Here is a 25,904-nt window from a genome sequence, read left to right as displayed (position 1 = left end):
CCTCCTATTCTGTATATGGGTTTGTATAGATCGTACCACCATTCGTTTTGATCACTTCTTTGAACCATTCATACGATTTTTTCGGTACACGTTTCATATCTCGCAACTCATGGTTGCCACGATTGACATACACGAGTCCGTATCGTTTCTCCATATCACCTTGCGAGCTCAAAATATCGATCAGTCCCCAACCAAGATAACCAAGACAGACCACTCCATCTTCCACCATCGCTTCAAACATCGCTCGAATATGCTCTTGATGATAGGCAATACGGTAATCATCTTGAATCGGTTCTTTGCCATTCCAATGCTCTCTGACCCCAATCCCGTTTTCAATCGGAAACACTGGCAACCGGTACCGCTGATAGACTTTATTTAAGACATCACGGAAGCCGAGCGGATCAATTTGCCAATTCCATTCCGTCGTTTCAATATAAGGATTGTCTTGTTTTCCAAAAGTCATGTACCGATTCGGCGGCGTTCCTTCAGGAATTTTTTCAGCGTTCAAGGTAGAAGAAGCATAATAGCTAAAGGCAATGTAATCATTTTTCTGCGCTGCGATCGCTTCTAATTCCCCAGGTAAAATATTCATATTGAGTTGATGATTTTTCACGTATCGGTCTTGTGCTGTCGAATACTTGCCGTGCACATAGCAATCTAATAAAGTAAAATTCGCAAATTCATCAAACTCTCTTGCTGCTTTGATGTCTTGTGGACGACAAGTCGCTGGATACGCCTCAGAATACGCCAGCATGCCGCCGATCTTCGCATTTGTTGTTTCATGAAGATAATTACAGAGTTCTGCATGGCAAACCATGACATTGTGGAAAATCTGATACAATTCTTCTGTCGTTTCTTCCCCTTCTAAATAGCCGCTGATCTTAAAATCATGGTCTTGGTGGAAAAGATTTTGTTCGTTAAAGGTTAACCAATAATGGACTTTATCCGCAAAACGATCCACCATTTCTTTTCCGAAACGAATGAATGCGTCCTTCACTTCTTTGCTGATGAACCCGTTATAGGTTTTCGCCAGATGCAGAGGCATATCAAAATGGTACAAACAAATCATAGGCTCGATCCCTCGAGCTAACAGATCATCAATAAAACGATCGTAATAGGCGATCCCTTCTTCATTAAAGGCACCATCTCCATCGTGAACGACCCTTGACCAAGAAATTTGGAAACGATACATGTTCATCCCCAAATCTTGCATATAATCAAAATCTTCTGTATACGCATGATAGTTATCATTTGCTACATGCCAATCGCTAGCCTGTTCCGAAGCTTCCCGTATATCATAAACGGATAAGCTTTTACCGCCTTCATTCCAACCACCTTCTGTCTGCATACTGCTGACACTGTTCCCCCAATAAAATTTTGTCATATTGATTCCTCCATCATTTGTATTCGCTTACAAAACCTATTATAATTAGGTGAAATAGGCATGTAAATTTTTCAAAAACTCATGTAAAGCTTTTTCTATACATGTGAATTTCAGCTGATTCTTTAGTGATAGACCTTGTTTTTATCCCCCTCAAACAAAACTCAAGTCCATAAATTTCTTTACATAAGGAGTGATGACTATGACAAAATACAAAGAGATCGTTGATCAGTTGCGGACGAATATTTATGAAGGTGTTTTTCCAGCTTTATCAAAACTACCGGAACAAACGGCGTTAGCCAAACGATTTCAAACCTCGCGAATGACGATCCAAAAAGCGCTAAATCAATTGAAGCAAGAAGGCCTGATTTCTACCAAAAGAGGTCATGGCACCTATGTCAATTCAGCGACCTACCAAGGACAGATCAATGAGTATATCGGTTTAGTCAACCGATATGGCGGACGGCATAAAGTGCAAAGTAAAATCATTAGTTTCAATGTACGTTTTCCAGAAGCCAACGAAATGGATTACTTGTCTTTGCGAGAAAACGAACCTGTTTATGATATCGTACGACTGCGCTATGTTGATAACGAACCCTTTGAATTGGAATACACGATCATGCCCATCAAAACCATTCCCGATATTGATATGGCGATCCTTGAACACTCGATCTATCGATATATCACTGATTCCTTACATCTCAAAATAGGTCCCGCCATACGTAAAATCCGTGCCGACAAAGCGGATTCCTATGATATCAAATATTTAGAAGTCGATCCCAATGATCCGATCTTAGAATTAGAACAAGTTGCTCGTCTCTCCGACGGACGACCTTTCGAATTTTCGCAAACTCGTTATCCATACCAAAATCGTGAGATTTACTATCTTTCTGAACCTTAATGGCAAAAAAACAAGTCTGAAGAAAACTCAGACTTGTTTTTTATTATCCAGGGAAGGTGTATTCGTTAAGATTCTTCGGTTTTTTTCGCGGTTCGCTCTGGACTGACCCAAACGCCGCTGCCGTAGCCAAGGATGGTCTTGACGGCTGGAATAAAGGTAGTGACGATCGTTATGGCATTGATCATCCAGTAAAACAGCATGTAAAAAGGGGCAAAACGGAAATATTTCAGCTTGCTGCGGTTATCATCCGCCAAGAGGCTGGTAAATAGCTGCATGACCCCCGCAATCATCTCGAAACAAACGAAGAGAAAGGCCATCGTAAACATATGATAGATCCGTTCGTAATTCCCAGTTGCACCATAATAGATCAGATAGAAGACAAACAAGGCAGATGAAAGCCAGAAAAAGAATGACCAGATGATACTTAATGTTTGATCGACAAACATAGCGGTTCGACCAATGTTTTCAAAAGGATGCAAAAAGACCTTTTTAAAGTTGGTCAGCCATACTTCTGTACCGCCCTTCGCCCAGCGTTTCCGTTGTCGGTAGAGCATCTTGAGTGTTTCTGGCACCTCCATGAAAAACATCACTCGTGAAGCAAATAAAGACAGCCAACCTCGGAATTGGTGGTCCCAGGCAATACTGATGTCTTCTGTTGCTCGATTTTGTCGAAACAGACCCACGTCCATCAATGCCGCGCGTCGATACATCGTATTGGCACCGCTATAGGCATAGATGACGCCGAAAACGGCTTGCTGGGTCCGCTTGATAATTCCTACGATACTTGAAAATTCAACGGTTTGTGATTTTCCTACGATCGTTGTGCGGTTTTGAACGTCCATATTCGCCGTAATGGCAGAAATATTGATGGAGTCTTGACGGATGAAATAATTGACATATTTCCATAACGCATCAGGTTCAGGAACCGTATCTGCGTCGTTGCTCAAGATCAATTCCCCTTTGGCAAACCCTACCCCAATATTAAAGGCATGGGCTTTTCCTTGGTTTTTTTCAATGCGCAACACTCTTAGATTTGGGTACTGTTCCATCAATCGGTCTAATATCACAGGGGTTTTATCCGTTGAGCCATCATCAGTCACCAACACCTCATAATTGCTGTAGTTCAGATTGTTCATTAAATAATGAATCGTGTCTTCAATAACGATTTCTTCATTGTGAGCTGGTACCATAATCGTGATCATCGGCTCGATCTCTTCGGGGATCGGTATCCACTCTAATTGTCGATAACGGAACAAAAAACGATTGCAGATCACCCCGATGAACCAAGCAAAGCCACCTAAAATCGGATACGTGAACAGAATCATTAAAACGACTGTTAAAAATGTGTCCAACCACGGGAACCCAGTATCAAAATTGACAACCATCAGCCCACCCCATTTCTACGGAAAAGTTCTTGGATCTCTCTTTCTCCGATGTTTTGCTCCGGTGCAACCGCGTAGTATTTTGCCCCGTGGCGTTCTTCTTTCGTCCCGAAGCGTTCTTCGTAAAATGCTTCTAGCAACTCTTTGCGTTTTTCCAAGGCTGCTTCATCATGCATCGATTGCTTTTGCAGCAATCGTTTGAAGCGGCGGTTGTTCCTCAAAGTTAATAAAGCAAACGTAAGAATTAAAATCAAAAAAGAAATGCCTAAAAATAACGCTAGAAATTCGAAAGTGACTGCTTCTTCTAAATAGGTCCGAAAGGCGATCCGATCCGCCAGATTCGGCAGCGTCAACGGAATGGCCAGCCAGACAAAGGGAACCAAGACCATCAGCCAAGCAAGAATCGTCAAAATCGTTTGGCGGGTCTTTAAAGCGGAACGACCTTTTTGAAAGTAGGCATCTGTTACCAACCGTTCTGTGACTTCTTCCCGTGTCACTCGTTGTTTCATTTTACTCACTCCTTAAATTTTTTTTTATTTGCTGTGAAGAAAAAGAAGCAACAAAAGCAAGTCGTCTGGACCTGCTTCGTTCTTCTTCTGTTTGTCTCACTTAGATTTCTTGCCAACTTTCAACGCATTGAACAGCGTGTGAAATTGGCCTTTAAAGGACATCACTTGCTCAAACACATCTTCCCCATCATTCAGCATCTTGACCGTCACCCAGCCTAATGCTTCGGTAATACCGCTAGCCACACTGGCATTGATTGCAGCTCCAGCAACGGTGCCGACTGCTGGGACAAATTTCAGGATATTGCCAACGGCACTGCGACCAAAACTCACAACGACTAGCTCTTTCGAAATACTTTTCGCTAACCCTTCACGCCATGTTCGCCCAAAAATACGATACAAACGGGCCATCATTGTCATCTGAACTGGCACAAGTAACACTGCATCTGAAAAGGGAATCGGTGAACAGCCGATGATCGCCGCCGTCAAAGAAGCCGCATGGATCGTGCGGTGGGCTTTTTTTCGTGTTTCATCATCTACGCCAACCAAAAACTCCTCAAACACCTGATCAAATTGATCCTTGCTTTTCGCTAACACTTTTTCCGCCTGGGCTTTTGATCCGTCATAGCCTTTCATCACCAGGGCAGCCGATTTTTTCGGCATTCGCTTCATGACATCCGCAAAAAAAGAAGTAAACTCCGCTTCTTCTTGCAGCTCTTCTCTCGTTTGACTTTGCTCGACTTGAACGGACTGTTCCGTTAATAATTCATTTTCGTTTTGCTTCTTTTTGCGTTTTATCCATGGTTTTTTCAAAGAAATGTCTCCTTCTTTCGACTCGTTGTTCATTTAAAAATCAAAGTGAGCCATGATTTTGTTCCTCTTTCTATTTTAGCTCAGGTTTTTCAAGATAGCGAAAATGTAGCTTGAGAGAGCTTACACTTGCTGAAAAATGCAAATTTGCATCTTTAGATTATTTATTTATATTATCGTTTTTTTATGCTATGATACACAAAAGGAGTGGATCGAATGAAAAAGAAATTGAATTGGAAAGTCCTTTTTTATCTAGGCTTATTGACTTACTTTCTTTTAAGCGGGATCTTCGCATTCTTTGGAGTCGAAATACCGTTTCTTTATAAACGTTGATCTTCACGTTTTCTCAGAACCATATCATTCAACTCTTTGCTCTATGTTGAGAGAATCCATCATTCTATCGTCCATTCAATCTAATCAGAAAAGGTGATTTTCTTGTCCATTTTATTTGATCTATTGCAGCTGCTTGCCGTTATCTGTAGCGCGTATTTATTGTTCACAAAAAACCATTTCCTCAAACAATTAACAGATGTTCAGAAAATGGTCTTTGTCGTCTTATGTATTTCGGTGATACTGCCGGCTCTCTACGAATTTATTACTGGTTTTGCGCAGGGATTTTGGGAACGGTTGTAATTGACGTCCTTACAAAACACGCTGCCTTTACAAGACAAATAGATAGCTTATATCTACCAATCCTTTCTCCTTTTATTCATGCAATGAACCAATTCTTTGGTGCTTAGAATACTAAGAAGAAAGGTTTTTTGTCTTTTTCTGTGTTGAAGTATTTTTTGATCGCATAAAAAAAGAACCCCTCAAAAGAGGAGTTCTCAAGGCTTGCTTACATCATGCCGCCCATCTAAGGTTGTCTGACACACTCAATTACACTAGTATAAAAATGCCTATTTAACAGCCTTTTTAACAATTTCAATTATAAAAATAAATCAACTAGTTCGAACTAATAAAGTTATTTTGCCCCTTTTTTGCCCCCTATTCTTTATTTAAACCCTTTACAAAACGAACAAACGTTCGTATACTGAAGATAAAAAAAACAAGAGGAGTGGTCAAAATGAAATATAATGATTTTAAAAACCTTTTGGAAAACCGTCTATCTGGTTACGAAGTATTTATGCAAAAAGCCGAGGAATTCCAAATTGCTAAGAATAAATTGCGTTCTGGAAAGGCTAAGTGGAACGATAAAAAAGTTAACAAAGCAATTAACGGTATGTGGGATCAAGCTGCACAAAATATCTACCAGACTGTAAAAAATATGGATAAGATTCCAAACAGTCGATCATTAGACCCTTACAATGATTGGCTTAAATTTATGGAAAGTAGAAATCTATTTGAAGCACTGTCAGATTCTCTTGCTGATGTCGAAATGGAATAGGAGTGATTGATATGCAAATACCGTTAGCGCATCAAAGAACCTATGCATTAGAAAGATATTACTACGAGTTTGTCGAGAGAATGGGTCCAGCACATTTCATGTACGACCAGTTTGTTCGGACGATGGAGAATTTCGGGAAACCCTACTTTACCGTACCATCAAGCTACAGTGGTTACCCAAAAGAATTAGCTTATGTATTTAAGAAAGATGGTGACAACTACCTGTTTGATCATGTTAGGACACAAGACAAGATACTTCGAAAATATGATCCTAGCATTAAGTACAAGCCTGGCGGTAATTGATATGAATATAATCAGCCAATACGATCAAGGCTACTTATCTCTTCCTGAGTTTATAAACGCATTTCCCGACTCTATTTCTGAATCACAGGAAGCATTATTCGGCTCAAAATGTGTCGAGTTTTATGTTGCTGTCACTTTAGGCAAAACGGATTGTCGCTATTATGTACAAGCTTACGGAGGCGATTGTTATGAAATCGATGAAAGGCTATGTATCGAAGATACGCGTGTTGAAGATGAGCAAGACCCCTTTGGTGCGGTTCTCTTTGAATAATGAGAATTGCTTGATTGCAGCTCATAGCTTGAACTTCTTGGCAGATGTGGATGAAGGAATGCAGATTGTGGTTGCTGGCGAGTATAACGATCGAAAGCAGTTCGTTGTGAAAAAGTATTCGGTGATTGGTAAGACTAAGATCATGATTGAATTTGAAGCAATGAAAAAAGACCTTAGCTTTCGCTAGGGTCTTTTTTTGAAAGAAACTTAAAATGTGTGTGACAAATTATTTATTTTACTATTGAAACTATTATGCACGTTTCTGTGCTCTTTAGGTGTAAAATCTTTAACAGTGGATCTTACATCGATATTTCTTGGAGAAAAATTTTTTGTTTCTAAAAAAAACTGTGATTTTGTACTAGTTTCTTTAATCAATTTAACCATTTGAATTCCTCCTTAATTTATATCCTAAATTATCATCCAAATTAAAGTAATGTTTCCTTTTAACCCATATTGGACCCTCGCTAGGCGTAATAGCAAGAACATCTATAGGCCCACCAACAGTTTCTACTGATGTACTGTATTTTCGTTTAAAACTTGTAAGATTCATTAAAGTTTCGGCAATCACTGATGTTTCTTCAACTGGCAATAATGCAATCATATCTAGCATTGGTTCTATATATACTTTTCTTTGTATTTCAGATAAATTATTAATAATACGATTATACTTTTCTTTGTCTAAGCCGTCAAACACCGCAGATTGATCAACAAGAAATTGAGATAATTGTGGATCTATACCTTGGACGACGGTATTGACAACATCGTCTTGAGCGAAAGGAATAATTGTCGATTTTAATTCATTACTTCCCTGTCCAACTCTAGCTTGTTGATGAAGAGAATATTTGAATTCATCCATAATAAAAGAGTATATTCTAAAAGAACTTAAAGACGGAAAAATTTCATCTTCACCATAACCAGCAATTACTATTCCAGTTGATGATAAAAATAAGTTATCTCTGATTAAAGTAAAATAAATTAGATCAAACAAATCTGAACTTATAGCTTCAGAAACTTCATCTATAGCAGAAATATTATACAGTATTTCTAAAAAAACAGCATAATATCTTTCTTTAAAATCCTCTAGATCCAATTCCAAAACATAAGCTTCATTAAATTGATTTTTTATATTCTTAATTTCTTCTCTTAATAAAGGTATCAAAACGTCAGAGCCAACTGTCTGGCCCTGAGAAATCAAAAAATTAACTGATTCTTCCGTGCTTGAAAAAACAAACGTAGTTACTTTATTTATGAAGGCATAGATATAATTATCTTGGATTTCCTTATTTTTTAAAAAATCATTTGTTTTTAGATATTCTATAAACGAACTTGCGTAATCTTCTAATTTGGATTGTTTTATGTTTCCTATAGACTTTCGATACTCTCCTATCACAATATCCCAAGGAGTTTGCATAAATTCTCCGTTACCATATACCATAATTCCAACAGAGTGATTCGAACTAAGAGTAAATAGCTTTCTTGCAGAATTATACACTTTGTTGTCACCTATGGTTGAAGCAGAATCTGAAGCCAAGACAATACCACTTTTGTTTAGAATTGCTATTTCAGCAGTCATATTACACCTCAATCTTATTTTTTCATTAATTATCCCCCTTTACATTACTTTTGTAAACACTATATTTTTCTTTGCATAAACAAAAAGCTACTCTGCACGAAATTGAAAATATAAACATTGTATCTACATAGTTCTTGGCCTGTCCATTAATTTGGTTTATAATTATTATGATGACGGAACATAGTTCCACTTGTACGGCATATGAGAATATGCTGTGCTTTTTTTTGCAAAAAAAACCACTCCCGGGGAGGAGTGGCACAATTAGATGAAAAAGTTTTTTATAAGGTGATTTCATTATATTAACTATTTCCAAATCTTTCAAACCATTTACTCAAAAATAACCCACCCTCAAGGAGAGTGGGCCTGAAAAAAGATATAAAATGAAATAGCCCCGGTCAAGGCTATGATTCCATTTTACAAGGTAATATTTTTTATTTCAACAAAAAGGCCGCCCTAGTTATGATAGAGTGGATCAAAATAAGTAAAACAATGAAAAAATTGAATTGGTTAGTTATTTAAATACTATACCCTTATTTTGATACAATTACCCTTTTTAAGATTTTCTTTTTTCAGACTTATTTAAATAAATTTCTGATATACTGAAAAAAAGAAATGAGGACCGTCATGAGAAAAATTTTAGGTGGATTATTGCTAATATTAGTTTTAAGTGGCTGTGCATCAGCCAGTAAAAATTCTGATTCGAATAATATCGATGAAGTTCATTTTCAAGTTACGAACGGAAGTATCTATCAATTTGAAGATATAGATAAGAAAAGTTCGGATCAAAAAATAATTTCAAAGGTTCAAGATATGATCTCCAAACTTGAGCTTCCGGATAAGAACAAAGTAAAAGATTACGATGGACTTGTTGGAGCTAATACTTATACGCTAGATTTATCTGAAAATGATAAGATAATTACTAGATATACTTTTTATGGAAATTTTGTCACAGTAAAAACCGATGATGCACAGAGCATCTATGAGTTGGATAATATGAAAGGTGTAGAAAATCTTATTAATTTTTTACAAAAGATCTAACGGTTAACTAAATATTTTACAAGCCCGCCGAAGCGGGCTATTTATTTATAAAAACCAACCATCTTCATGGAGGACTAACATAATTAAATGAAAAGTTTTTTTAATGAATACTGTTTTTCAAATTTCATGCTGGTTAAAAAACGCTGTATACTTCTCTAAAAGTTTAAAGTCCTGCTCGAAGTTTTTTCTGATCAATATTTTATCTCCCAATAACGACTTTCGAGATGTACGTGCTAATTTATGATAAACATCATTTTTAATTAAATAGTCTAATTCCTCATTAATTGTCTCGAGGTTGCTTTGATCAGACAATGACTGAAAGTATCGTATTGCATTGTACTCCAGGTGTTTTGCACTATTAATTACTTTTCTATAATGTAATTTATCAACTTTCATAGAATCACCTCTAATACAAATCTAACGTAAAATTAATCTTTTATCAAATTTTTAGTTTTGATAAAATAATAATTCCATAAATATAATAATAGTTATGACCAAATTATAAGATAATTTCTGAAGATAAGTAGATAAATTAGACGACTTTCTGAACAATAATATCTATTAAGTAAGAACAATGATAAAATAAATACGAAGAGTACTGGTCGCAGTCCAGAAAACTTCCCCAAGTTTCTGCCTAACGCTCTTTTTTGTGCATGTTGCACTATATAATAATATTTTAAAGTAAACTTTTTTCAAGTGAATTTGTTTGAGGGAGGAATTTTATATGACTAAAAAGCAAACTATAATATTTATCTCAAAAATGCTCTTTTATTATGTCTTAATTATTTTGATTGTTTCTTTAATTTCTGGTAATTTTACTTTCTCGCACTTTCTATTCAACGATATATTAAGTCCAAAATCGTTCATTGTACTTTTTGGAATTTTTCTATTTTATAATGAAAAAAGAAAAACTTTTAACGTAATTCAGGCAGAAGTTGATTCCCCTCTATAATTTATCTGAGTTTATGTACAAGCCCTCCTACTCAATTAAGAGAAGAGGGTATTTATTTACCATGGTAACTTATCGTTATTAAGCGTCCGTTGTACTGCTTTTACCATATTAGAAGTTGGACTGATGGTGCCATCTTGTATTGTACCCAAAGCTTTCTGCATTGCTTTGATTGTATTCTTTCCACAAAGTCCATCGACTGCACCATTGTAATAATCTTTTGCTCAAAAATAACCCACCCTCAAGGAGAGTGGGCCTGAAAAAAGATATAAAATGAAGTAGCCCCGGTCAAGGCTATGACTCCATTCTACAAGTTAATATTTTTTGTTTCAACAAAAAACATTAACTATTCTGCCTAGAGTGGACTAAAAGAAAAGTAAACAAATGAAAAATTGGATTGGTTGGTATGAATCTACGATACATCTTTTATTAATTAAACTGAACCAATTTATGACGATTTTCTAATCAATAATATCTATTACATTGAAATAATGCTAAAATAAAAAAATCGAAGAGTACTAGGCACACTTCCCCAAGCATTACCGCCTAATACTCCTCGTAGAGTATTGCACGCACCTACTAATCTATAGGATAAACTTGGTTACTGCAAGTAAAACGAATATGAATTATGTACAAGCCCGCCATAGCGGGCTGTTTTTAATTATCTGAGTTTCTTCACGTAAGCTTCATTGGCAGTAAAATACCCACCAGATTCTAAAAGAAGCCGTGTAATATTGCCATGCTTCACAACCTCTTTCACCAGAAGCTTGCTGCCCTTCGGATAATAGTTACCACGCATATTAGTAAATTCTAAATCCGTGTACTCTTGATCTCCACCTTCACGAATCACTTCAACACGTCTTGCGCTTTGAATATATGTTTTTTTGTTTGTCACGTTTGTTGTGCCTCCATTCGCTTTTTCAAACACCGCATCTTTGAAACGTTCCAGCTCACTTGGCTTTGCTACCCAAGGAGCCGGACAATTCTTGCCTGTTACGTCAAAGTGCCGCCAAATCTTTTCTCTTGTAATATTAGGATAGATAGCGATCAATTCTTTAACAGCCTTAACAGTGTTTTGGAAAGTTTTTTCAGTAATTCTTCCATTCTTATCCAAACACATTTCAACCCCAATCGTGGAGTAGTTAGCATTTCCTAAGATACTTCTAAGTGGATAGTACGGTTGGCCATTTACATATTTTTGGATATCATTCGCATGATAAGCAACTTCATTTAACGGAATAATGCAGATTGCTTCAATATCATCAACGAACAATTGAGCCGAAGCATAGACACCGCTCAAATTATTAAAATACGTTTTATGGTTTCGGGCTGTGCCACCGTTGTTTGCAGTATAATGCATGATGATGCCTTTAATACCGCTGTTCCTGATACCTGGGCGAGAAAACTTGTTCATATTGATATACTCGTACTTAATAAAACTCATTTATATCATCCTTTCTAAAATAAAAAGAGCGGCTTATTCAGCCACTCCTTGATTGATAATCCGGGTAAATGTTTGATGCAACCCTGTAGACGCTAGCCCACTAACTGCACCATAAACAATAGATTCAACCGTAAGACCATTCATGACAAGTCCTAGAATTGCTCCTAGTAAGCCGACAATCAATGGGATGTAATCATTCACCTTATTGGTTAAAACAGGTGTAGTCTTGATAATATAACCAACTACTAAACACGCAATCACAATCACTGGTACAAAGTTTTCTGTTACTACTGATAAATCCATTTAAATTCCACCTTTCAAATTTCCTAATTTATTCTCAATATTTATTAGTTTCGTTGTTAGTTCTTCATTTTCATCCTCTAGTCTTTCAACTTCGGACTGATAAAATGCTATTTCTTTTTCGTACTTGGTTTTCATGATTTCGATTTGGTGTTCTAAACGATCAACTTTCGCTTCCAATCCTTTATTTAGTTCTTCGTACTTCTGATAAAGCTGAGTTGCATTTTTGATATTCGTTTCAGCCAAATTCGTATTATTAGTTGTCTTTGTAGCAGCATAGGTAATCAACCCAGTTACTAACGACGGTAATATTACTATCCACATTTGCTCTGTCATATTTAACCCTCTTTCAGAGCGATTCCAAACGCCAAAAGCGCCATCGCTAGAGAGAATATCCACACAGTATTTGCTGGCGGACTAATTAAGAATGAAATAGCAAAAACCATCCATAAGAATGAAAGGGTCGTCAGTGAAAATCTTTTGATGGCCTTCTTGTTTAACACCACACCTAACAACTTCATTAGTCCCAAAATAACGAATGTTAAACTGATTAATTTCTGATCAAACATCCCATCAATCAACCGATAAACTTTGTAACTCTGCAGAATATCTGGATACAATAGAAGTTGAACACCATAGATTATTGAAACCAGTGATAAAATCAAACTATCCCACTTCAATACCAACACTTTCCACATAGGTCACCTACTTCCTAAAAGAGCAGGACTAACCCTGCTCTTTCTCCGTCATTTCATTAAAATTATGGACCAGCTTCTCTTTCAAAAGATTCGCATAGCCAGTTAACCCAGCGGCGTTTCCATTAAACTCATCCATTGTAAGCCCGACATTCCCTGATAAGATGTCACCACTTTCAAAGTTTGCATTAAAACTAATTTTCACTTTCATCTCAGTATAGTCAAACGACATATTCGTGATTTTAAATCCTGCCATAATTATTTATCCTCCTTATTCTCAAATGCTGTAACTAAAGCAAAAAAGCCTTGTGCATCATCTCCAGAAACATCACCATCGTATTCGTCTAGGAATTTTTCCAAATCATTTAGTTTGCTGGTATATTCTCCGTACTCGATAACCGCATATTCTTCAAATAAATCTGAGATTACTTTCCCAGCATCTTTATTGCCTTCTGGTGAAAGCTTATAGGTCCCATCGTCATTAGTAACCGGCTTACCGTCGCTATCTTTTTCTGCGTGTTCTTCAATAATCAGTTTGCGATCCTCTGTGAATTCCTTCTCCTTTCTCTCTAGCAAAGCGATTGCTTGTGATCGAGCCAAAGACGTTTTGCCTTTCGCAACAATATTTCGTAAGAAGTTGATTACACACATGATTTCTTTATTCTTGATTTTAATTTGCATTGAAAAATCCTCCTAAATTAAAAGAGCCTCACAGCTATGCAGCTTGTAAGACTCTAATTTGATTTTCTAATATTTCTATCTTGGTCTTGAGTTGTTCAATCTCGTCAGTAGTCTTTTTATCGAGCTCTTGAATTGCTTTCCAACTCAAACTGTTCATTCGGTATTGACTGACCCCATCACCGTTAACGACATAATCTGTGATGTTATATCCATTACCGATAACCAAACCGATTTCATTAACGAGCGGATCTGATATGAGATTGTACTCATATACAGTGGAGTCCTTAATTAGGTCAAGCGCATTTTTGGCAAAAGGACGAATGTTCATCTTGTACTCAGCAAGTGAACTTGTATTGAATGCAGATGCACGAATAGCTCTATATGCCGCAGCTTCTGAATCCTCTCCCCCTGCCTTTACACGTACCTCGTCACTTGTTTGTAGGTAAAGCTGAACTGCGTTTGTCGCACCATTAATACTTAAGCTATTTGCATACAACCGCCCCGCTCGCAACCTCGCGTAACTACTAGTACCTCCTGATGCAGTAATTCTCACTTCATTTTCAGCCGTTAGCGGTCTGATGTATACGTTTGTCGGATTACTTCCAGCGCCGGTATTAACTTCAACGAACCCAGCATATAATCCAGCTGCCCGATGATTTACGTAAGTATAATCATTCACGCCACCACTTCCAATTAGAGCTGACGCATAAGTGACCGATCGTGTTTCGTTAAACGCTGCAAGATAAACGTTAAACTCAGAAGTTCCGAAAATATCAGATGTGGTCAACTTGTTTGATGTCTGGAACAACACATCTCCAGAAGTATTTTTCCAGTAGATTCCACTTGTATCCATAATCAAGTTGTCACCGTTCGATTTGGTCATCTTTAGATTGTTCCCTTGGACTTCAAACAGAGAGCCATTGCTTGCCGACTTAATATTTACACCAACTAGCGACCCAGCCGTGACTTTACTCGCATCTAAGTTGATAATCTTCGCAGATGAGATTGTAGCATCAGCAATTTTTGTATTAGTGATTGCTAAATCAGCAATATTTGCCGTCTTAATCACTGCGTTAGCGATATATGTTTCTCCAGTGATTTGGATTTTTTTCCCGGCAATCAGAACACCTTCTGTCGAGATATTGATTTGATTGACCACATCATTCTTTTCTACTCGCAAGTTGATTGAGTCAGATAGCTGTGTGATTTGTGATTGCTGAGACTGAGTAATATCAATTATTTCATATCTTGCAATGTACCAGTTCAACGGTGATTCAGGAGTTGGTGTTGCGCCATTCAGGACGTATAAATGTCCAAAATTTGAAAACGTTCCTCCGGTTCCGCATTCAACTAAATACATGTACTCCGTCCAAGTTCCAGTTCCTTCAAAACTTGTTAGCCAAGTATGTTTCCCTCCTGTTCCTAGGCTATTGCTTGCATATTGAAACCTTCTACCTATGGGCAAATTAGCAATGATTCTTATAACAAATTTTGCATTAATACGTGCATTCGTTTGCCGTACAATTCCACCAAACTGAGGATTTGCTGCACCAGTCACAGTAATTCTCATACGTGTGTTTGAGTTAGTAGGTTGTGTGGCACTGCTTCCAGTGGATTCACGTGTCAATGTTACAACGCCGTTTTGTGCGTTGTTGTATACTGATAAGCCATTGTTTCCTTTGCGGAATTCTGGATCATCAGTTACAAATAATCCTCCAGCCATTCGAGCCTTAATATCCGTCAAGTCCAACTTATCTCCTAGATTGGAAACATCACTCACCGTAGTGGTAACTTGATTACTTAAAATCGTAAACTGCGATTGACTTACTTTGTCCGCAACAGTTAGTTGAATATCGTTGACTGTTTGAGTGATATTAGACATCTCGGTGACTGTTGCTAAGTCCTCAGGTGCCGGCGACCACCCCGTATATTTGTTGCCTTCAACAATCACAAATTCTTTAACTCTAATTACACAAGTGATAGTTGCCTGCAATGCAATAGTAATTTGTGGGTTAACAGTCCATGGGGTTGGTCTAGTTCTTCCTGTTCCTGTCACAAGTTGCCATTCTCCAACTTTGGTAAAGTCAATATATCCTATTGGCGCATCCAACATAGCACCGTTGTTGGTTCTCAAGAAGGCAGTTGAGCCTGTAGCAGTAGCATTGTTGGAAACTGATTCTACATAAACCATCAGCCCCAAAGTATATACCATGTCTGGTTTAATCCTGTCATCAGTAACATCCATGCGAAAAGATGGGCGAGATGTATTCTCACTCGGCTTCGCAAGAAGTGTATAGGAACCTTGCGGTGATGCACTGAGACCGCCTGATATAATCCACCCATTTGTATTATCATAAAGAGAACTATTTGTAACTAAATTCCTAGAATTCACATTAAGATTATCAAAGTCATTTTGCACATTCGCAATCGTGCTGCTCAATCCGTTATAACTACTTTGAAGCGTACCAATCTGTGTTGTGTTACCTTCGACTTTTGTGTTGATGGCTGTAATACTACCAGCTTGCGTTTTTAGTTCAGATTGTATACTCTCCACGTTTCCAGTAATCGTATTAACAGACGACTGACTCGCTTTTAAAGCAATCTCGGCAGCATTAGCACTTATTTGTACTGCTTGAGTGTCGACAGTTCCTTTGAGTTTATCAAAGTCAGTCTGTGATACCTTAACAGCAAGCTGATTGTTGATCTCGTCTACAACGGTTGAAATATTTGTGACAGTACCTTGTACATCAGTTACCGTTGTTAGTAGATTGTTTGCATCTTTAATTGCCTGTTGTGCTTGATCAATTGCACTGGCGGATTGTTCCAAGGCTGTGTTTACAGCTTTATCCATCGAGTCAACTTTTGCAACAGCTTCGTTAGCTTTATCAACTGCATTACTCGCTGCATTCTGCGCTTTTTCTGCCTCATCTTTTGCTTTTTCAATTGCAGCGAGCAATTCGGGATCACCAGCTGAGGTGATTTCCATAACCCAATCTAATACACCATCAACGTTTTTATAGACCCATATCTCAGTATCTTTTCCGTTTGGCTTAAACCAAACATCGCCTTCTTTGGGATTTGGAGGTTCAGTTGAATCATAGTAGTTTGAGTTCCAATTATTCGAGCTTAGAATAGAATCAAGATAATCAATTCGTTGATTCAGAGGCCCTCTATACTTGTAGGTGGCTTGCGAGCTTGAACTGGTAGTTGCTTTTGATTCGGCAGACATCCCTCCATTAAAAGTAACACTATAAGATAAATTAGGAACTGAATATTTTGTTCCGTCATTAGCAGTAACGTATATCCAATCGCCTGCTTCAAGTGGTGGGCAACCTCTCCACTTCAATTCATAAGGAAAGTAATTCAAATCCTTAACCAATTCCCAAGTTTGATTCAGCAATTGTTGGGTCATAACTCTGTTTTCTAATTGAACTTGAGAGCCATTTGTTGATCCTACACGTATGACATCCGTTTCCTCTTCGCCTGTTTTTACTGATATTCCGCCGATTCGATAACTGACTTCATTTTTTGTAAAGCCTTTTAGCATGTAACTTTCTGGGTTTATCTCAAAAGTTGTAGGTGCCAACCTGCGGATTTCTAGCTCTCCATTTCGATTAAAACTAGCAAATCCACCTTCGAACTGTGCGATTAAGCCAATTGCTTGTCTGAATGTATAATCTACAGGTTTATTGATTGCTCCTATACCTAAAGAAGCAAACGAGTTCTGATTGACTTCAACGCCTGATAAGTTAGCTATTTCCAATGCTACTTCTTTATATGCTCTCGGATAGCTCAACTTGGATTCATATGGCCCTTCCATAAATCGCATCTTATCAGTTGCTTTAATCGTTGTAGTATTGTTGTTTCTATTGCGCTCAAATTCATCAATAAAGAAGTGACCTAGCTTTGTATATTCGTAAATACCATTAACTAAAACGCCAAGTTCAGGTAGTAATTCCATATCTTCTTTGACGGTTTCAATGAGTGACGGGAAAATTATCTGAATAGAATTCATATAAGTAGAACCTATTTGGTACGTTTCTCCCGAAATACTGCCAGAATCAAAAGAGAGTGAGGTAATATCCTCACTCCCATACGTAACGTCATTCATTTTTACTCGAATAGATAGCTGTCTTGAGGGGCTTAACCAAGCAGCTATTACATCATCTGTTGTGACTAACAAAATTACCTCACCTACCTTTCAATAAAACTCATCGTTAACCCTTCCCATTTAGGCAATTTGTCATGCCAGGAATATGCTGGAGCTGATCGATCGCCGACATAGAATGTTTTCGTAATAATGCTGCCTTCCATCGGATCGGGATAAGTGACTTCAAAAAAAGGAGACATCACCGCTTTTAAAATTGGTGAAATCTCCGCATCTGTTAAGGCACCCCATTCAAGGTCCATTTTTCGTTTTGTAGCGATATAATCACGAGTCATATCGCCTTTCGCATTACGACCAGAATCACCATCAACTGCTTGTATACTTGCAGTAAACTTTTTAGGAGTCTTGATCGTAACTCCATTAATTTTCAAATATCCAGCCATCAGATCAATCCTCCTAAATGTTTAATTCTGTATAACCAAGCTGCTGATGGTATTTGTTTATCTCTTTCACTGCAATACGACCGAATTCTTTACCGCCAATATTAATGACAATATCACCATTTGGCGCTTGTGTTGGCGTTGCTCCCAATGCAGAAATAGCATTCATCAATGTGGTTACCATAGATGAAGTGAAGTCTTTCATGCCGCCACCTTCATAATTCATTTGGTTATTGTTACTAAACGTACTATTCGACGGTGTGAATGTTGGTGTTTGGAACATTTCTGGCAACATTATGCTTGAGTTGAACATATCAAGTCCAAGATATTCAACAGCTTGTTGGATTAATTCAGCAGCACGTTGAGGTCTCTCAAGAGGGATAACCATCTCTTTCTTGTTGCCTTCTCCCATACGATATAAACCGTCTTGAGTTACCAAACCGCCATTCTCATATCCCACGCCTCGATAAGCTGCCGCAAGTGATCCATAACGACTCAATGCGTATCTCATAGAAGCCAAAATATTCGACATTGGATCCCAAATATTTTTGTTGTACGGGCTTCTTGCATATGCTCTAAAGGTTGGATCAATGACCTGCATCAATCCTTTAGAAGGCGTGCCATTTTTAGCATTGATATCCCAATTATTGATAGCGTTAGGATTACCGTTTGATTCAGTCTTCATTTGGTAAAGCGTGCGATTTGCATTGGCTAGTGAGTAAATGCCTAGTTTGTTCAATGCGCTATTGACAGTCGATCGCCATCTTTCTACTGAAGAACCATACTTACCAGCAACTGCCGCACCTCCAGATGCACCAAACGAAGCATTCTTGTCTATGTCGCTTGCTCCGAGTGAGCCGTTGATATGCAAATGATCGTAGTGGTCATTCTGCGGCCATCTTACCCAACTTCCACTCGATCCAGTACCAGACATTCCTTTGCGGTCTCGAACTTTACCTTGAGTGATTACGTAAGCTACTTTTGAAGCAAAGTTATCGAACACCCAGTTCGCTGGAGCAAAGTATTTAGAAGATCCGTTCATACTGGCTGGATAGGCGACATCAATTGCTTGATGCTTTCCATGGGAATGTGGATCACCTGGTCTAAAGCCAGAAGTGATTCTCATACCAGGATATCGATCGACGGTTTTTCTTGCGATATCATATAGGTATTTGTATACACCCCAACTCCCCATTGATCCATCAAACGAACTATTTTGTGCTTCATATCCTGCATCGAACTTCGATTTAAACCATTCATAAGAACCTTCTGCGATCGTACCAACGGAACCTTTCGCCATTGATAGAGCCGGTTCAACTGCACCTTTCAAGTTAACGAATTTAGAAATTGCTGCATTCAAAAGCTTCTTGGGATTTGATGCATAGGACCAGATATCCGATGCAATTTCTTTTGCGCCATCCCATTTCTCTTTTAACCATTCGCCTACGCCATTTGCATAGGCTGGTACACCATACATTGCGGCAGTCTTCGGACCACTCAAGACGGATGTTCCTTTTGGAAGGTTAACCATCAGATTTCTTTGTGCTGGGAAAATACCCGTACGTCCATCAGGTGTCCGATAAGCTTCTTGATAATTAGATCCTAACCCATCATTTACTAAAGCAGGTCCGCCCGGATGATAGTCGGTACCTTTAGCATAAGTAGGAATGGTCCATTTCTTCAGAGCGCTGTCTCCTGCTCCGACTTTACTTAGCACCCAGTTGATACCGCTGATGACTCCATTGACACCTTTTCCGATAACTCCGACCATACCATTGAAAATTTTACCTGCTCCTTCTTTAACTTTCTTAGCGCCATTGCCAAGCCCTTTCCCGATTTTTTCTCCTAATTCATTAGCCCAACCGGTAATCTTTCCGAAAGCTTCAGAAGCATTTGTCTTCATAGTGTCGAACGAGCTTCCCATGCTCGTTTTTAAATTACTAAATGCAGTACTTGCTTTTTCTTTAGCTGAATTAGCTGAAGTTGAAACCTTATCACGAATGTCATTCCATCTATCAACGGTATTCTTTTTGATGTCATTCCATCGACCGCTCACATTATTCCAGATATCAGAAGCTTTCTCAGTAACTGTTTTCTTGGCATTATTCCAAGTGTCACTGGTCCATTTTTGCACATTGCCCCAAGTGTCAGAAACAGTCTTCATTATTTTGCCAAAGCGATCATCGATAACATCTTTAAGTTCACCAATCGCTTTTTTAGGATTCTTAACTGCGTTAGCAACTTTTTCTAACACTCCAGCAAGAAATTCTAGCCCTTTTGTCAAAAGTTCAATTTGTCCAATAATCAGGAATTTAGCCACCTGAGTAAGTGGAACAATAACGACATCCCAGAACCATTTAAAGATTGGTTTGAAAATCTCAATCACTTGGTTCAACACCTTCAATGCTGCTGAGAACATATCAAAATACTTAGGCACATAGTCTTCAATGAAAAAGCTTGCCAAAGGTAGTAGAACGTTTTTATACAACCACTCAAGTCCATCGCCAACATTTTTCAGGATAGGACGAATCGATTTAAATAATCCATCTATCGCTTTAAGTAATGGCGTAAAATCAAGGTTTTTCGCCCATTCTTCTGTAGCTTTGGTCATACTGTTGATATTTCCTAACAAATCATCTACTGCATCGAGTATCGTTCCGAAGATTGATTCTCCAACTCTTCCTTCTTTCCACGCCTTTTTCAGTTGCTCAGCAATGTTGCCGATCGTATTGAAGATATTCGTATAGATTTCAAGAATATTGGCAGCTATACTTTCTCCACGACCATCGTTCCATGCGTTTCGAAAAGCAACAGCAATTTCATGAAGTAATTCAAGAATTCGATTCCACATATCAAAAATGGATTGAATCAAGCGTGTTCCTCGCCCGTTGTCTTCCCACGCTCGCTTGAACGCTCCAGCTATATCACCAATAATCCCCAGCACATCTGCTAATAGAATAAGGATGTTTTCGATAAACCTCTGTCCAGTTCCGTTCGTCCACACTTCCATAAAGGACTTACCAATTGCTGAAGCAAGACCAATAACCTCACCCAGCGCATAGTTCCAAGCGTCAATGACTTTCTGGGCTTGGTTTTTCCATGCATCTTGGAAAGGCTTGAAGAAATCCTTCAACAAGTTTTGGATGTCTTTCATCCATTTAGGCGTTGAATAAGTGCCTGTCGCTGAACCAAAATCAATGCCAGGAGTTGCGGAATCTTCCTTCTTTTCATCATCCGTATCCATCGTTAGCTTGTTGATTTGGTCAAATCCCATGAGAGATTTTTGTAGTTTTTTCACTTTCTCATTGGCTTTATTTGCAGAAGACCCAGTATCGTTTAGCGCTTGGATATTGTCATACAATCCACTAGCGCCTTGTTTTGCAGCATCATAGGTTGTCCCGAATAACATAGCAATAAATGATGCCAATTGCCCTGTAAGTTGCGCCACAGTACTCATAAGAGCATTTAGCGCTGGCAATATTGCGGTATAGATTGGATAGAAAGCAGTAAGCAGATTGACTTTGATTTGATTCAACGAGGCGCTGAATTGATCGTTCGTTTTTAACGCTGACATCATACTGCTAGCTAGTTTGGTAATTGCGCCACCTAACAGCTGATAAACAACCAATGAAGGTAACAGATATTTCATTGACTGACCAAAAGCATTCGTGCTTCCTGTCATTCGATTTGTTCCAGCTGTAACTTTGTTGGAATTACTAGAAAATAGACTTCCGAACTTTCCAATAAATCCAAGAGAGTTCTTTAAGCCATTCCCGACGCTCCCGAATCCGTGTGAAACAGCATTGGACATGCGGTTGAATACACCGCCATATTTAGAAACAGCCCGCTCAGATTGCTTCAGTCCTGTACCTGTCATACTAGCGCCGCTAGAAGCGTTGCCCGTTTGAATGGAAGATTGACCCAAAGCGGAGTTAACTCGTTGCAGAGCCTTTCTCAACGCATCTGCTCTGTCTTCTGTTTGTGCGTATTCCTTTTGCAAACGATCATTATCACTTATAAGCTTATTCATTTTGATCGATTGTTTTTGAATCTCACCAGACGTTTTCAGAGATTGAGGAGTATCTTCATAATTCTTGAATCCTGATGTAAAGCTGCCAGTTGGCACACGTTGATCGTTGTACTCCGCCTTCAACGTCCGAATTCGTTTTCGCATCGCTTCAATTTGGGCTTCGTTTTGGCTCATACCTTTTGTTATATTTTCCAAGGAAGATGGAACAGCGTCTAATTCACGCTTGATTGTATTACCCATACCTTTTGCCTGATCTTGGAATTTTGTCATCTGAGCTTGCGCTCGAGCGATTTGTTCATCGTATTTAACGACTTTCCCTGTATCTCCTTGACTGAATGCCGTTTGCCTTTGCGATTTCAGATAAGCAACCTTTTCTTGTGCCGCTTTCGCTTGTCCCATTTTAGCGTTGATTTCATTCACCATCGCATCGATTTCCTTGGTAACCTTCGGACGTGCTTTGCGCACCCCGATTGCGAAGTTGTCTCCAGCAGTTTCAGACGATTGCTTTGTCGATCGCTCGAAGTTTGCTAATGTCTTTTCTAGTGCTTGATTCATTTTTTCTAGTTGTTTCGTGAAATTGCTAGCGCCTTTTTCAATATCCATATTTTTCTCAGTACGATCCATTGAGTTACCGGACATTTGTTGGATTCTACTCATAGCACTTTCGATTTGTGGCAGTACACGTTCCAAAGACTGCTCAACTCTAGCAGTATTGATATCTAACAAGACTTCAAGTGTTTCTAATTCCATGCTTTCTCACCTACCTTTCTTCTATGAGTTTTCTTCTTTCTCTTGTTGCTTTGATAGCCTGAGCTTGGGCCAAGAAAATTTCTTGCTCACGCTGCATAGCTTCTTGTTTTGTTTCTTCTTCGGTTTTAGCTTCCTCAACGGCCTGCTCGATTTGCTTGAGAAACGGATAGGCTTCTTCAAACTTTGGCATATGCTTGGGATCGTTAAATGCGAAAACCGCTAGTCTTTGTTGCGAATAGTCGAACATCGCTCTTTCTCGCAGTTCATTCTCTTTGATTTTCTTATTTGCTTGAACTTGTATCATGATTTCCTCAAGTGTCATTCCCCAATACTCTGTAGAGGGGATTCCTGCTTCAACAGCTTGTGGGTACATGTAATCAAGCATTTCGGAAAGATTATTGAAGTTTTTTACAGAAGACTGTCTTCGCTGTTCGTTTGATCCAAAGATTCCCCATCTGTCGCTTCGTTCGCCGTTTCTTTCTTTCCGAAAAAACCAGCTTCATCCAAGAAGTCATTGATTTCGCCAAATAGATCCATCGTTGTTTTTCCTGATTCAATGTATTGCTCGAACGCATCAACGATTGCTTTATCTGTCACGCCGCTTGTTTTATTGGCACCTTGTAAGATAATCAATAAACTGTTGGCTGGTGGTAATTTGATTTCGCCTTGTTTTTTAACAAACAGTCCCATAATCCCTTCATCTAAGCGCTTTTCGATTGCTAAAATCGATTTACCGTCTAAACGAAGTTGTAAATTTAGCTCTCCTAATTGAAATGATTTAGTGTTTGGCATTTGTACTACGTTGTTTTTTGACATGTATGTTTCCTCCTAATTTATAAAAATAGAGACTAAGGATTATCCCTCAGTCTCTGATTCGTATGCATTGTCCCCTGTGGTATCTTCAGGGGTTGTTACTCCCCCGGCGCTGGTGCCGGAGTGATATCTGGACCGTCACTTACAACGATACCTAAGTTAAACCCAATCGCTTGGTTAACTTCAGCTCCATCAAATTTGTAGTAAGGCTCGCCAGTGAATTCAGCTTTCAATCCGTCTGGATAAGTGATCGTCCAAGCCACAGATTTGCCAGTTTCAACCAATGCATGGACATCTCGGAAGTTGTCCCCTTGATAAACGATCGCAAATTCAAAGTTATCTACATCTTCGATACCTTTGATATAAGCTTTCTTTTCTGATCCCAAGTGTGTAACATCAACTTTTTCTGGGTCACTGCCCAATGCCGGGATAGATTTAACTGCTGCTACAGTTTTAGTTGTTGCACCATCTTTGTAGGTTAAGACGGTGCCTTTTGATAATAGTCCTGCAAAATCCATGTGTAATTCCTCCTATTTTTTGTAAACATATTTCGTAACATTATCAACAACAGCTGTTACTTCGACGATGATTCGCTTCAGATCAGCCGTATTAGCATCTTTAGCGGTACCAGAAAAACCAATACTGCCGAATGTGCTTAAAACACTTTCAGCAATACTGGTCTGGCTTTTGTCTCCGTATAATTCAACTGTGATTGTCCAATCTGTTTGTAACTCATTACCCAACGAATCAATCTGATGTGGTTTATTGGCTGTCCTATAAATAGCCAATGGGAATGTATTCCAAGTTGAAGGATAGTCCGTGGCAATCTTTTTGATGTCAGTGACGGCTTGTAATACTTCAACAGTGACTGTCTTCATATTCACTCGTTCCATCACTTCAACTCCCTTAACTTGCGTTGTACATGCTCTTTGTAGATTTCTGGTGCTTCACCGATCAAATCTACTAAAGAAGGATACAAGAATGGTCGTGCTGGCTGTCCTTTGGTAATGTAGAAGTCTGTACCTTGAACAGTCACACGAGGAATACCGTATATAGCTTCCAAATCCGCAGCAACATCTTTTGCCGGGATAAACCATGCTGTTTGCGAGTAAACTGGTGTAAATCCTTCTGGTAAGTCTTTTTGACTAGCTTCACCGACAGGACCAGTACCAACTTCACGGAATAGCGCTTCTTGCTTGTCGGACCAGACACGTCCAACAATTTGGTTTTGTGCATTGATCACAACTTCATTCTTCAAACTACCCAATAATTCACCACTAGAATATTTCATGCTAGACGACAATCGCAATTCGGCAGCTTGTTTGATCAACTCAGTGATTTCAAAAGTCGCATCCCACATCGCATCATCTAAGATTTGCGGTATTGCTTTGACTTTTCGCCGTAAACTTTCAAGGCCTTTGATTTCAACTCCCACGATTATCATTCCTTTCCAGCATAATATTCTTATGTGTAGAAAATGTCTGGATAGATTTGATCGTGAAGTCTGGTTCATCATCTTTGCCGACATATACGCAAACGCCATCTAGTTCGTTCTTTCCCTCATTGATCTTATCACCTTGGTATTTGCATGCTTTCATTGTTTCAAGCTTGCTACCGTAGATTTGTGCGTTTACTGTGCCGCTTGCTGCTTGCACGTTCATTCGTATTTCAATTGGATCAAACGGGTATGTGACTATTTCTTCTGCTTCTTCGTCATGAGTGACTTTTCGCTTTTTTAGGTAGACTGTTTGCAAGTCTCGTTCTCTAAGTCTCATCTGAACGACCTCACTTTAGCCACTCTGTAGCGATTGAGTTTTGATTGGATCTTTGCAGGCACACCAATTTCAAACGATTGAGATACGCCGCCCTCAGTTCGAGTGGTTTCTCCTTCGTTTCCTTCAGTATTTCTGCGAAAGATATACAAATCTTTAACAGAAGACGACATATTGCCCACAAGTACATCTCGATTGCAATAATCCAATGCATCATACATTGCATCTTTGATATCATCTTTCAAAACTTCAATGGCCGTTGGATCCGTAATAGAAAACTTACGCCCTAGTTCGATCGCAAGCTTATCTAGGGTGATTTGATTTTGTTCGTTCATAAGCTATCACTCCTTTGAGTTAGCTTTTTTCTTCTG

The 25,904-nt window shown here is 38.7% G+C and carries 28 protein-coding genes; 6 read left to right on the top strand and 22 right to left on the bottom strand.

The features are described 5' to 3' along the window. Positions 1 to 4: 4 nt before the first annotated feature. Positions 5 to 1,384 carry a glycoside hydrolase family 1 protein gene (locus IGI82_RS04550; protein WP_438841795.1) on the bottom strand — a complete coding sequence of 460 codons (1,380 nt, stop codon included), beginning with the start codon at positions 1,382 to 1,384 and terminating at the stop codon, positions 5 to 7. 199 nt (positions 1,385 to 1,583) lie between these two features. Between IGI82_RS04550 and IGI82_RS04545 the strand changes: the two genes are divergently transcribed. After that, complete coding sequence (locus tag IGI82_RS04545) at positions 1,584 to 2,282, top strand: GntR family transcriptional regulator (protein WP_034868333.1); 699 nt, start codon at positions 1,584 to 1,586, stop codon at positions 2,280 to 2,282. Positions 2,283 to 2,347: 65 nt separating this feature from the next. Here the strand turns inward: IGI82_RS04545 and IGI82_RS04540 are convergent, their stop codons facing one another. The 3 genes from IGI82_RS04540 to IGI82_RS04530 form a co-directional block, all read right to left on the bottom strand. After that, positions 2,348 to 3,667 (bottom strand): glycosyltransferase family 2 protein, encoded by a 1,320-nt coding sequence (locus IGI82_RS04540; protein WP_034868331.1) that lies wholly within the window; start codon positions 3,665 to 3,667, stop codon positions 2,348 to 2,350. Further along, the gene (locus IGI82_RS04535; protein ID WP_034868329.1) at positions 3,667 to 4,173 is read right to left on the bottom strand and encodes a hypothetical protein; all 507 of its coding nucleotides are present in this window, start codon (positions 4,171 to 4,173) and stop codon (positions 3,667 to 3,669) included. Before IGI82_RS04535 ends, IGI82_RS04540 begins: the two co-directional genes overlap by 1 nt. A gap of 96 nt (positions 4,174 to 4,269) precedes the next feature. Beyond that, a complete protein-coding gene (locus tag IGI82_RS04530) occupies positions 4,270 to 5,016 on the bottom strand; it encodes a YcjF family protein (protein WP_005225303.1) in 747 nt (248 codons plus the stop codon). 1,030 nt (positions 5,017 to 6,046) lie between these two features. Here IGI82_RS04530 and IGI82_RS04525 point away from each other — a divergent pair. The 4 genes from IGI82_RS04525 to IGI82_RS04510 are packed head-to-tail and all read left to right on the top strand — an operon-like array spanning position 6,047 to position 7,127. Further along, positions 6,047 to 6,367: a hypothetical protein gene (locus tag IGI82_RS04525; protein ID WP_413136290.1), complete on the top strand. Its 321-nt coding sequence runs from the start codon at positions 6,047 to 6,049 to the stop codon at positions 6,365 to 6,367. An 11-nt stretch (positions 6,368 to 6,378) separates the two neighbouring features. Further along, entirely contained in the window at positions 6,379 to 6,669 is a 291-nt protein-coding gene (locus IGI82_RS04520; RefSeq protein WP_271814802.1) for a DUF5960 family protein, read from the top strand. A gap of 1 nt (position 6,670) precedes the next feature. Continuing rightward, a complete protein-coding gene (locus IGI82_RS04515) occupies positions 6,671 to 6,940 on the top strand; it encodes a hypothetical protein (RefSeq protein WP_438841794.1) in 270 nt (89 codons plus the stop codon). Continuing rightward, positions 6,858 to 7,127, top strand: coding sequence for a hypothetical protein (locus IGI82_RS04510; protein ID WP_271814799.1), 270 nt, complete (start codon positions 6,858 to 6,860; stop codon positions 7,125 to 7,127). The genes IGI82_RS04515 and IGI82_RS04510 overlap by 83 nt, the downstream gene beginning before the upstream one ends. Before the next feature lie 20 nt (positions 7,128 to 7,147). Here the strand turns inward: IGI82_RS04510 and IGI82_RS04505 are convergent, their stop codons facing one another. Together IGI82_RS04505 and IGI82_RS04500 are read right to left on the bottom strand one after the other, a co-directional pair. Further along, the gene (locus IGI82_RS04505; RefSeq protein WP_271814797.1) at positions 7,148 to 7,324 is read right to left on the bottom strand and encodes a hypothetical protein; all 177 of its coding nucleotides are present in this window, start codon (positions 7,322 to 7,324) and stop codon (positions 7,148 to 7,150) included. Further along, positions 7,317 to 8,513, bottom strand: a complete 1,197-nt coding sequence (locus IGI82_RS04500) for a hypothetical protein (protein ID WP_413136287.1) — start codon at positions 8,511 to 8,513, stop codon at positions 7,317 to 7,319. Before IGI82_RS04500 ends, IGI82_RS04505 begins: the two co-directional genes overlap by 8 nt. A gap of 624 nt (positions 8,514 to 9,137) precedes the next feature. Here IGI82_RS04500 and IGI82_RS04495 point away from each other — a divergent pair. Continuing rightward, the gene (locus IGI82_RS04495) at positions 9,138 to 9,551 is read left to right on the top strand and encodes a hypothetical protein (protein WP_413136286.1); all 414 of its coding nucleotides are present in this window, start codon (positions 9,138 to 9,140) and stop codon (positions 9,549 to 9,551) included. Positions 9,552 to 11,161: 1,610 nt separating this feature from the next. Here IGI82_RS04495 and IGI82_RS04490 read toward each other — a convergent pair. The 16 genes from IGI82_RS04490 to IGI82_RS04415 form a co-directional block, all read right to left on the bottom strand. Continuing rightward, a complete protein-coding gene (locus IGI82_RS04490; RefSeq protein WP_413136284.1) occupies positions 11,162 to 11,944 on the bottom strand; it encodes an N-acetylmuramoyl-L-alanine amidase in 783 nt (260 codons plus the stop codon). A 33-nt stretch (positions 11,945 to 11,977) separates the two neighbouring features. Further along, positions 11,978 to 12,247 (bottom strand): phage holin family protein, encoded by a 270-nt coding sequence (locus IGI82_RS04485; RefSeq protein ID WP_271292435.1) that lies wholly within the window; start codon positions 12,245 to 12,247, stop codon positions 11,978 to 11,980. Then, entirely contained in the window at positions 12,248 to 12,580 is a 333-nt protein-coding gene (locus tag IGI82_RS04480; RefSeq protein ID WP_413136282.1) for a hypothetical protein, read from the bottom strand. 2 nt (positions 12,581 to 12,582) lie between these two features. Then, a complete protein-coding gene (locus tag IGI82_RS04475; RefSeq protein ID WP_413136281.1) occupies positions 12,583 to 12,942 on the bottom strand; it encodes a hypothetical protein in 360 nt (119 codons plus the stop codon). 28 nt (positions 12,943 to 12,970) lie between these two features. Continuing rightward, positions 12,971 to 13,195, bottom strand: a complete 225-nt coding sequence (locus tag IGI82_RS04470) for a hypothetical protein (protein ID WP_413136279.1) — start codon at positions 13,193 to 13,195, stop codon at positions 12,971 to 12,973. A gap of 2 nt (positions 13,196 to 13,197) precedes the next feature. Beyond that, the gene (locus tag IGI82_RS04465) at positions 13,198 to 13,620 is read right to left on the bottom strand and encodes a DUF1617 family protein (protein ID WP_413136277.1); all 423 of its coding nucleotides are present in this window, start codon (positions 13,618 to 13,620) and stop codon (positions 13,198 to 13,200) included. A gap of 34 nt (positions 13,621 to 13,654) precedes the next feature. Then, entirely contained in the window at positions 13,655 to 17,803 is a 4,149-nt protein-coding gene (locus tag IGI82_RS04460) for a hypothetical protein (protein ID WP_413136275.1), read from the bottom strand. Between the two features lie 11 nt (positions 17,804 to 17,814). Beyond that, positions 17,815 to 18,171, bottom strand: coding sequence for a DUF6711 family protein (locus tag IGI82_RS04455; protein ID WP_413136273.1), 357 nt, complete (start codon positions 18,169 to 18,171; stop codon positions 17,815 to 17,817). Between the two features lie 13 nt (positions 18,172 to 18,184). After that, positions 18,185 to 22,948, bottom strand: coding sequence for a transglycosylase SLT domain-containing protein (locus IGI82_RS04450; RefSeq protein ID WP_438841793.1), 4,764 nt, complete (start codon positions 22,946 to 22,948; stop codon positions 18,185 to 18,187). 10 nt (positions 22,949 to 22,958) lie between these two features. After that, a complete protein-coding gene (locus tag IGI82_RS04445) occupies positions 22,959 to 23,333 on the bottom strand; it encodes a hypothetical protein (protein WP_413136270.1) in 375 nt (124 codons plus the stop codon). Positions 23,334 to 23,356: 23 nt separating this feature from the next. After that, positions 23,357 to 23,764, bottom strand: coding sequence for a DUF6096 family protein (locus IGI82_RS04440; protein ID WP_121262102.1), 408 nt, complete (start codon positions 23,762 to 23,764; stop codon positions 23,357 to 23,359). 95 nt (positions 23,765 to 23,859) lie between these two features. Beyond that, positions 23,860 to 24,279 (bottom strand): phage tail protein, encoded by a 420-nt coding sequence (locus IGI82_RS04435; protein ID WP_086294682.1) that lies wholly within the window; start codon positions 24,277 to 24,279, stop codon positions 23,860 to 23,862. Positions 24,280 to 24,291: 12 nt separating this feature from the next. Beyond that, positions 24,292 to 24,654 (bottom strand): hypothetical protein, encoded by a 363-nt coding sequence (locus IGI82_RS04430; protein ID WP_010749493.1) that lies wholly within the window; start codon positions 24,652 to 24,654, stop codon positions 24,292 to 24,294. Further along, complete coding sequence (locus IGI82_RS04425; RefSeq protein ID WP_368854529.1) at positions 24,654 to 25,196, bottom strand: HK97 gp10 family phage protein; 543 nt, start codon at positions 25,194 to 25,196, stop codon at positions 24,654 to 24,656. Before IGI82_RS04425 ends, IGI82_RS04430 begins: the two co-directional genes overlap by 1 nt. Continuing rightward, entirely contained in the window at positions 25,186 to 25,536 is a 351-nt protein-coding gene (locus tag IGI82_RS04420) for a hypothetical protein (RefSeq protein ID WP_413136267.1), read from the bottom strand. The genes IGI82_RS04425 and IGI82_RS04420 overlap by 11 nt, the downstream gene beginning before the upstream one ends. Then, a complete protein-coding gene (locus IGI82_RS04415; protein WP_413136265.1) occupies positions 25,533 to 25,868 on the bottom strand; it encodes a phage head-tail connector protein in 336 nt (111 codons plus the stop codon). Before IGI82_RS04415 ends, IGI82_RS04420 begins: the two co-directional genes overlap by 4 nt. Positions 25,869 to 25,904: the final 36 nt, after the last annotated feature.

This window comes from Enterococcus sp. AZ067 (assembly GCF_051715005.1).
Lineage (GTDB): Bacteria > Bacillota > Bacilli > Lactobacillales > Enterococcaceae > Enterococcus_D > Enterococcus_D casseliflavus.
This window is presented reverse-complemented; position numbering and strand designations above follow the sequence as displayed.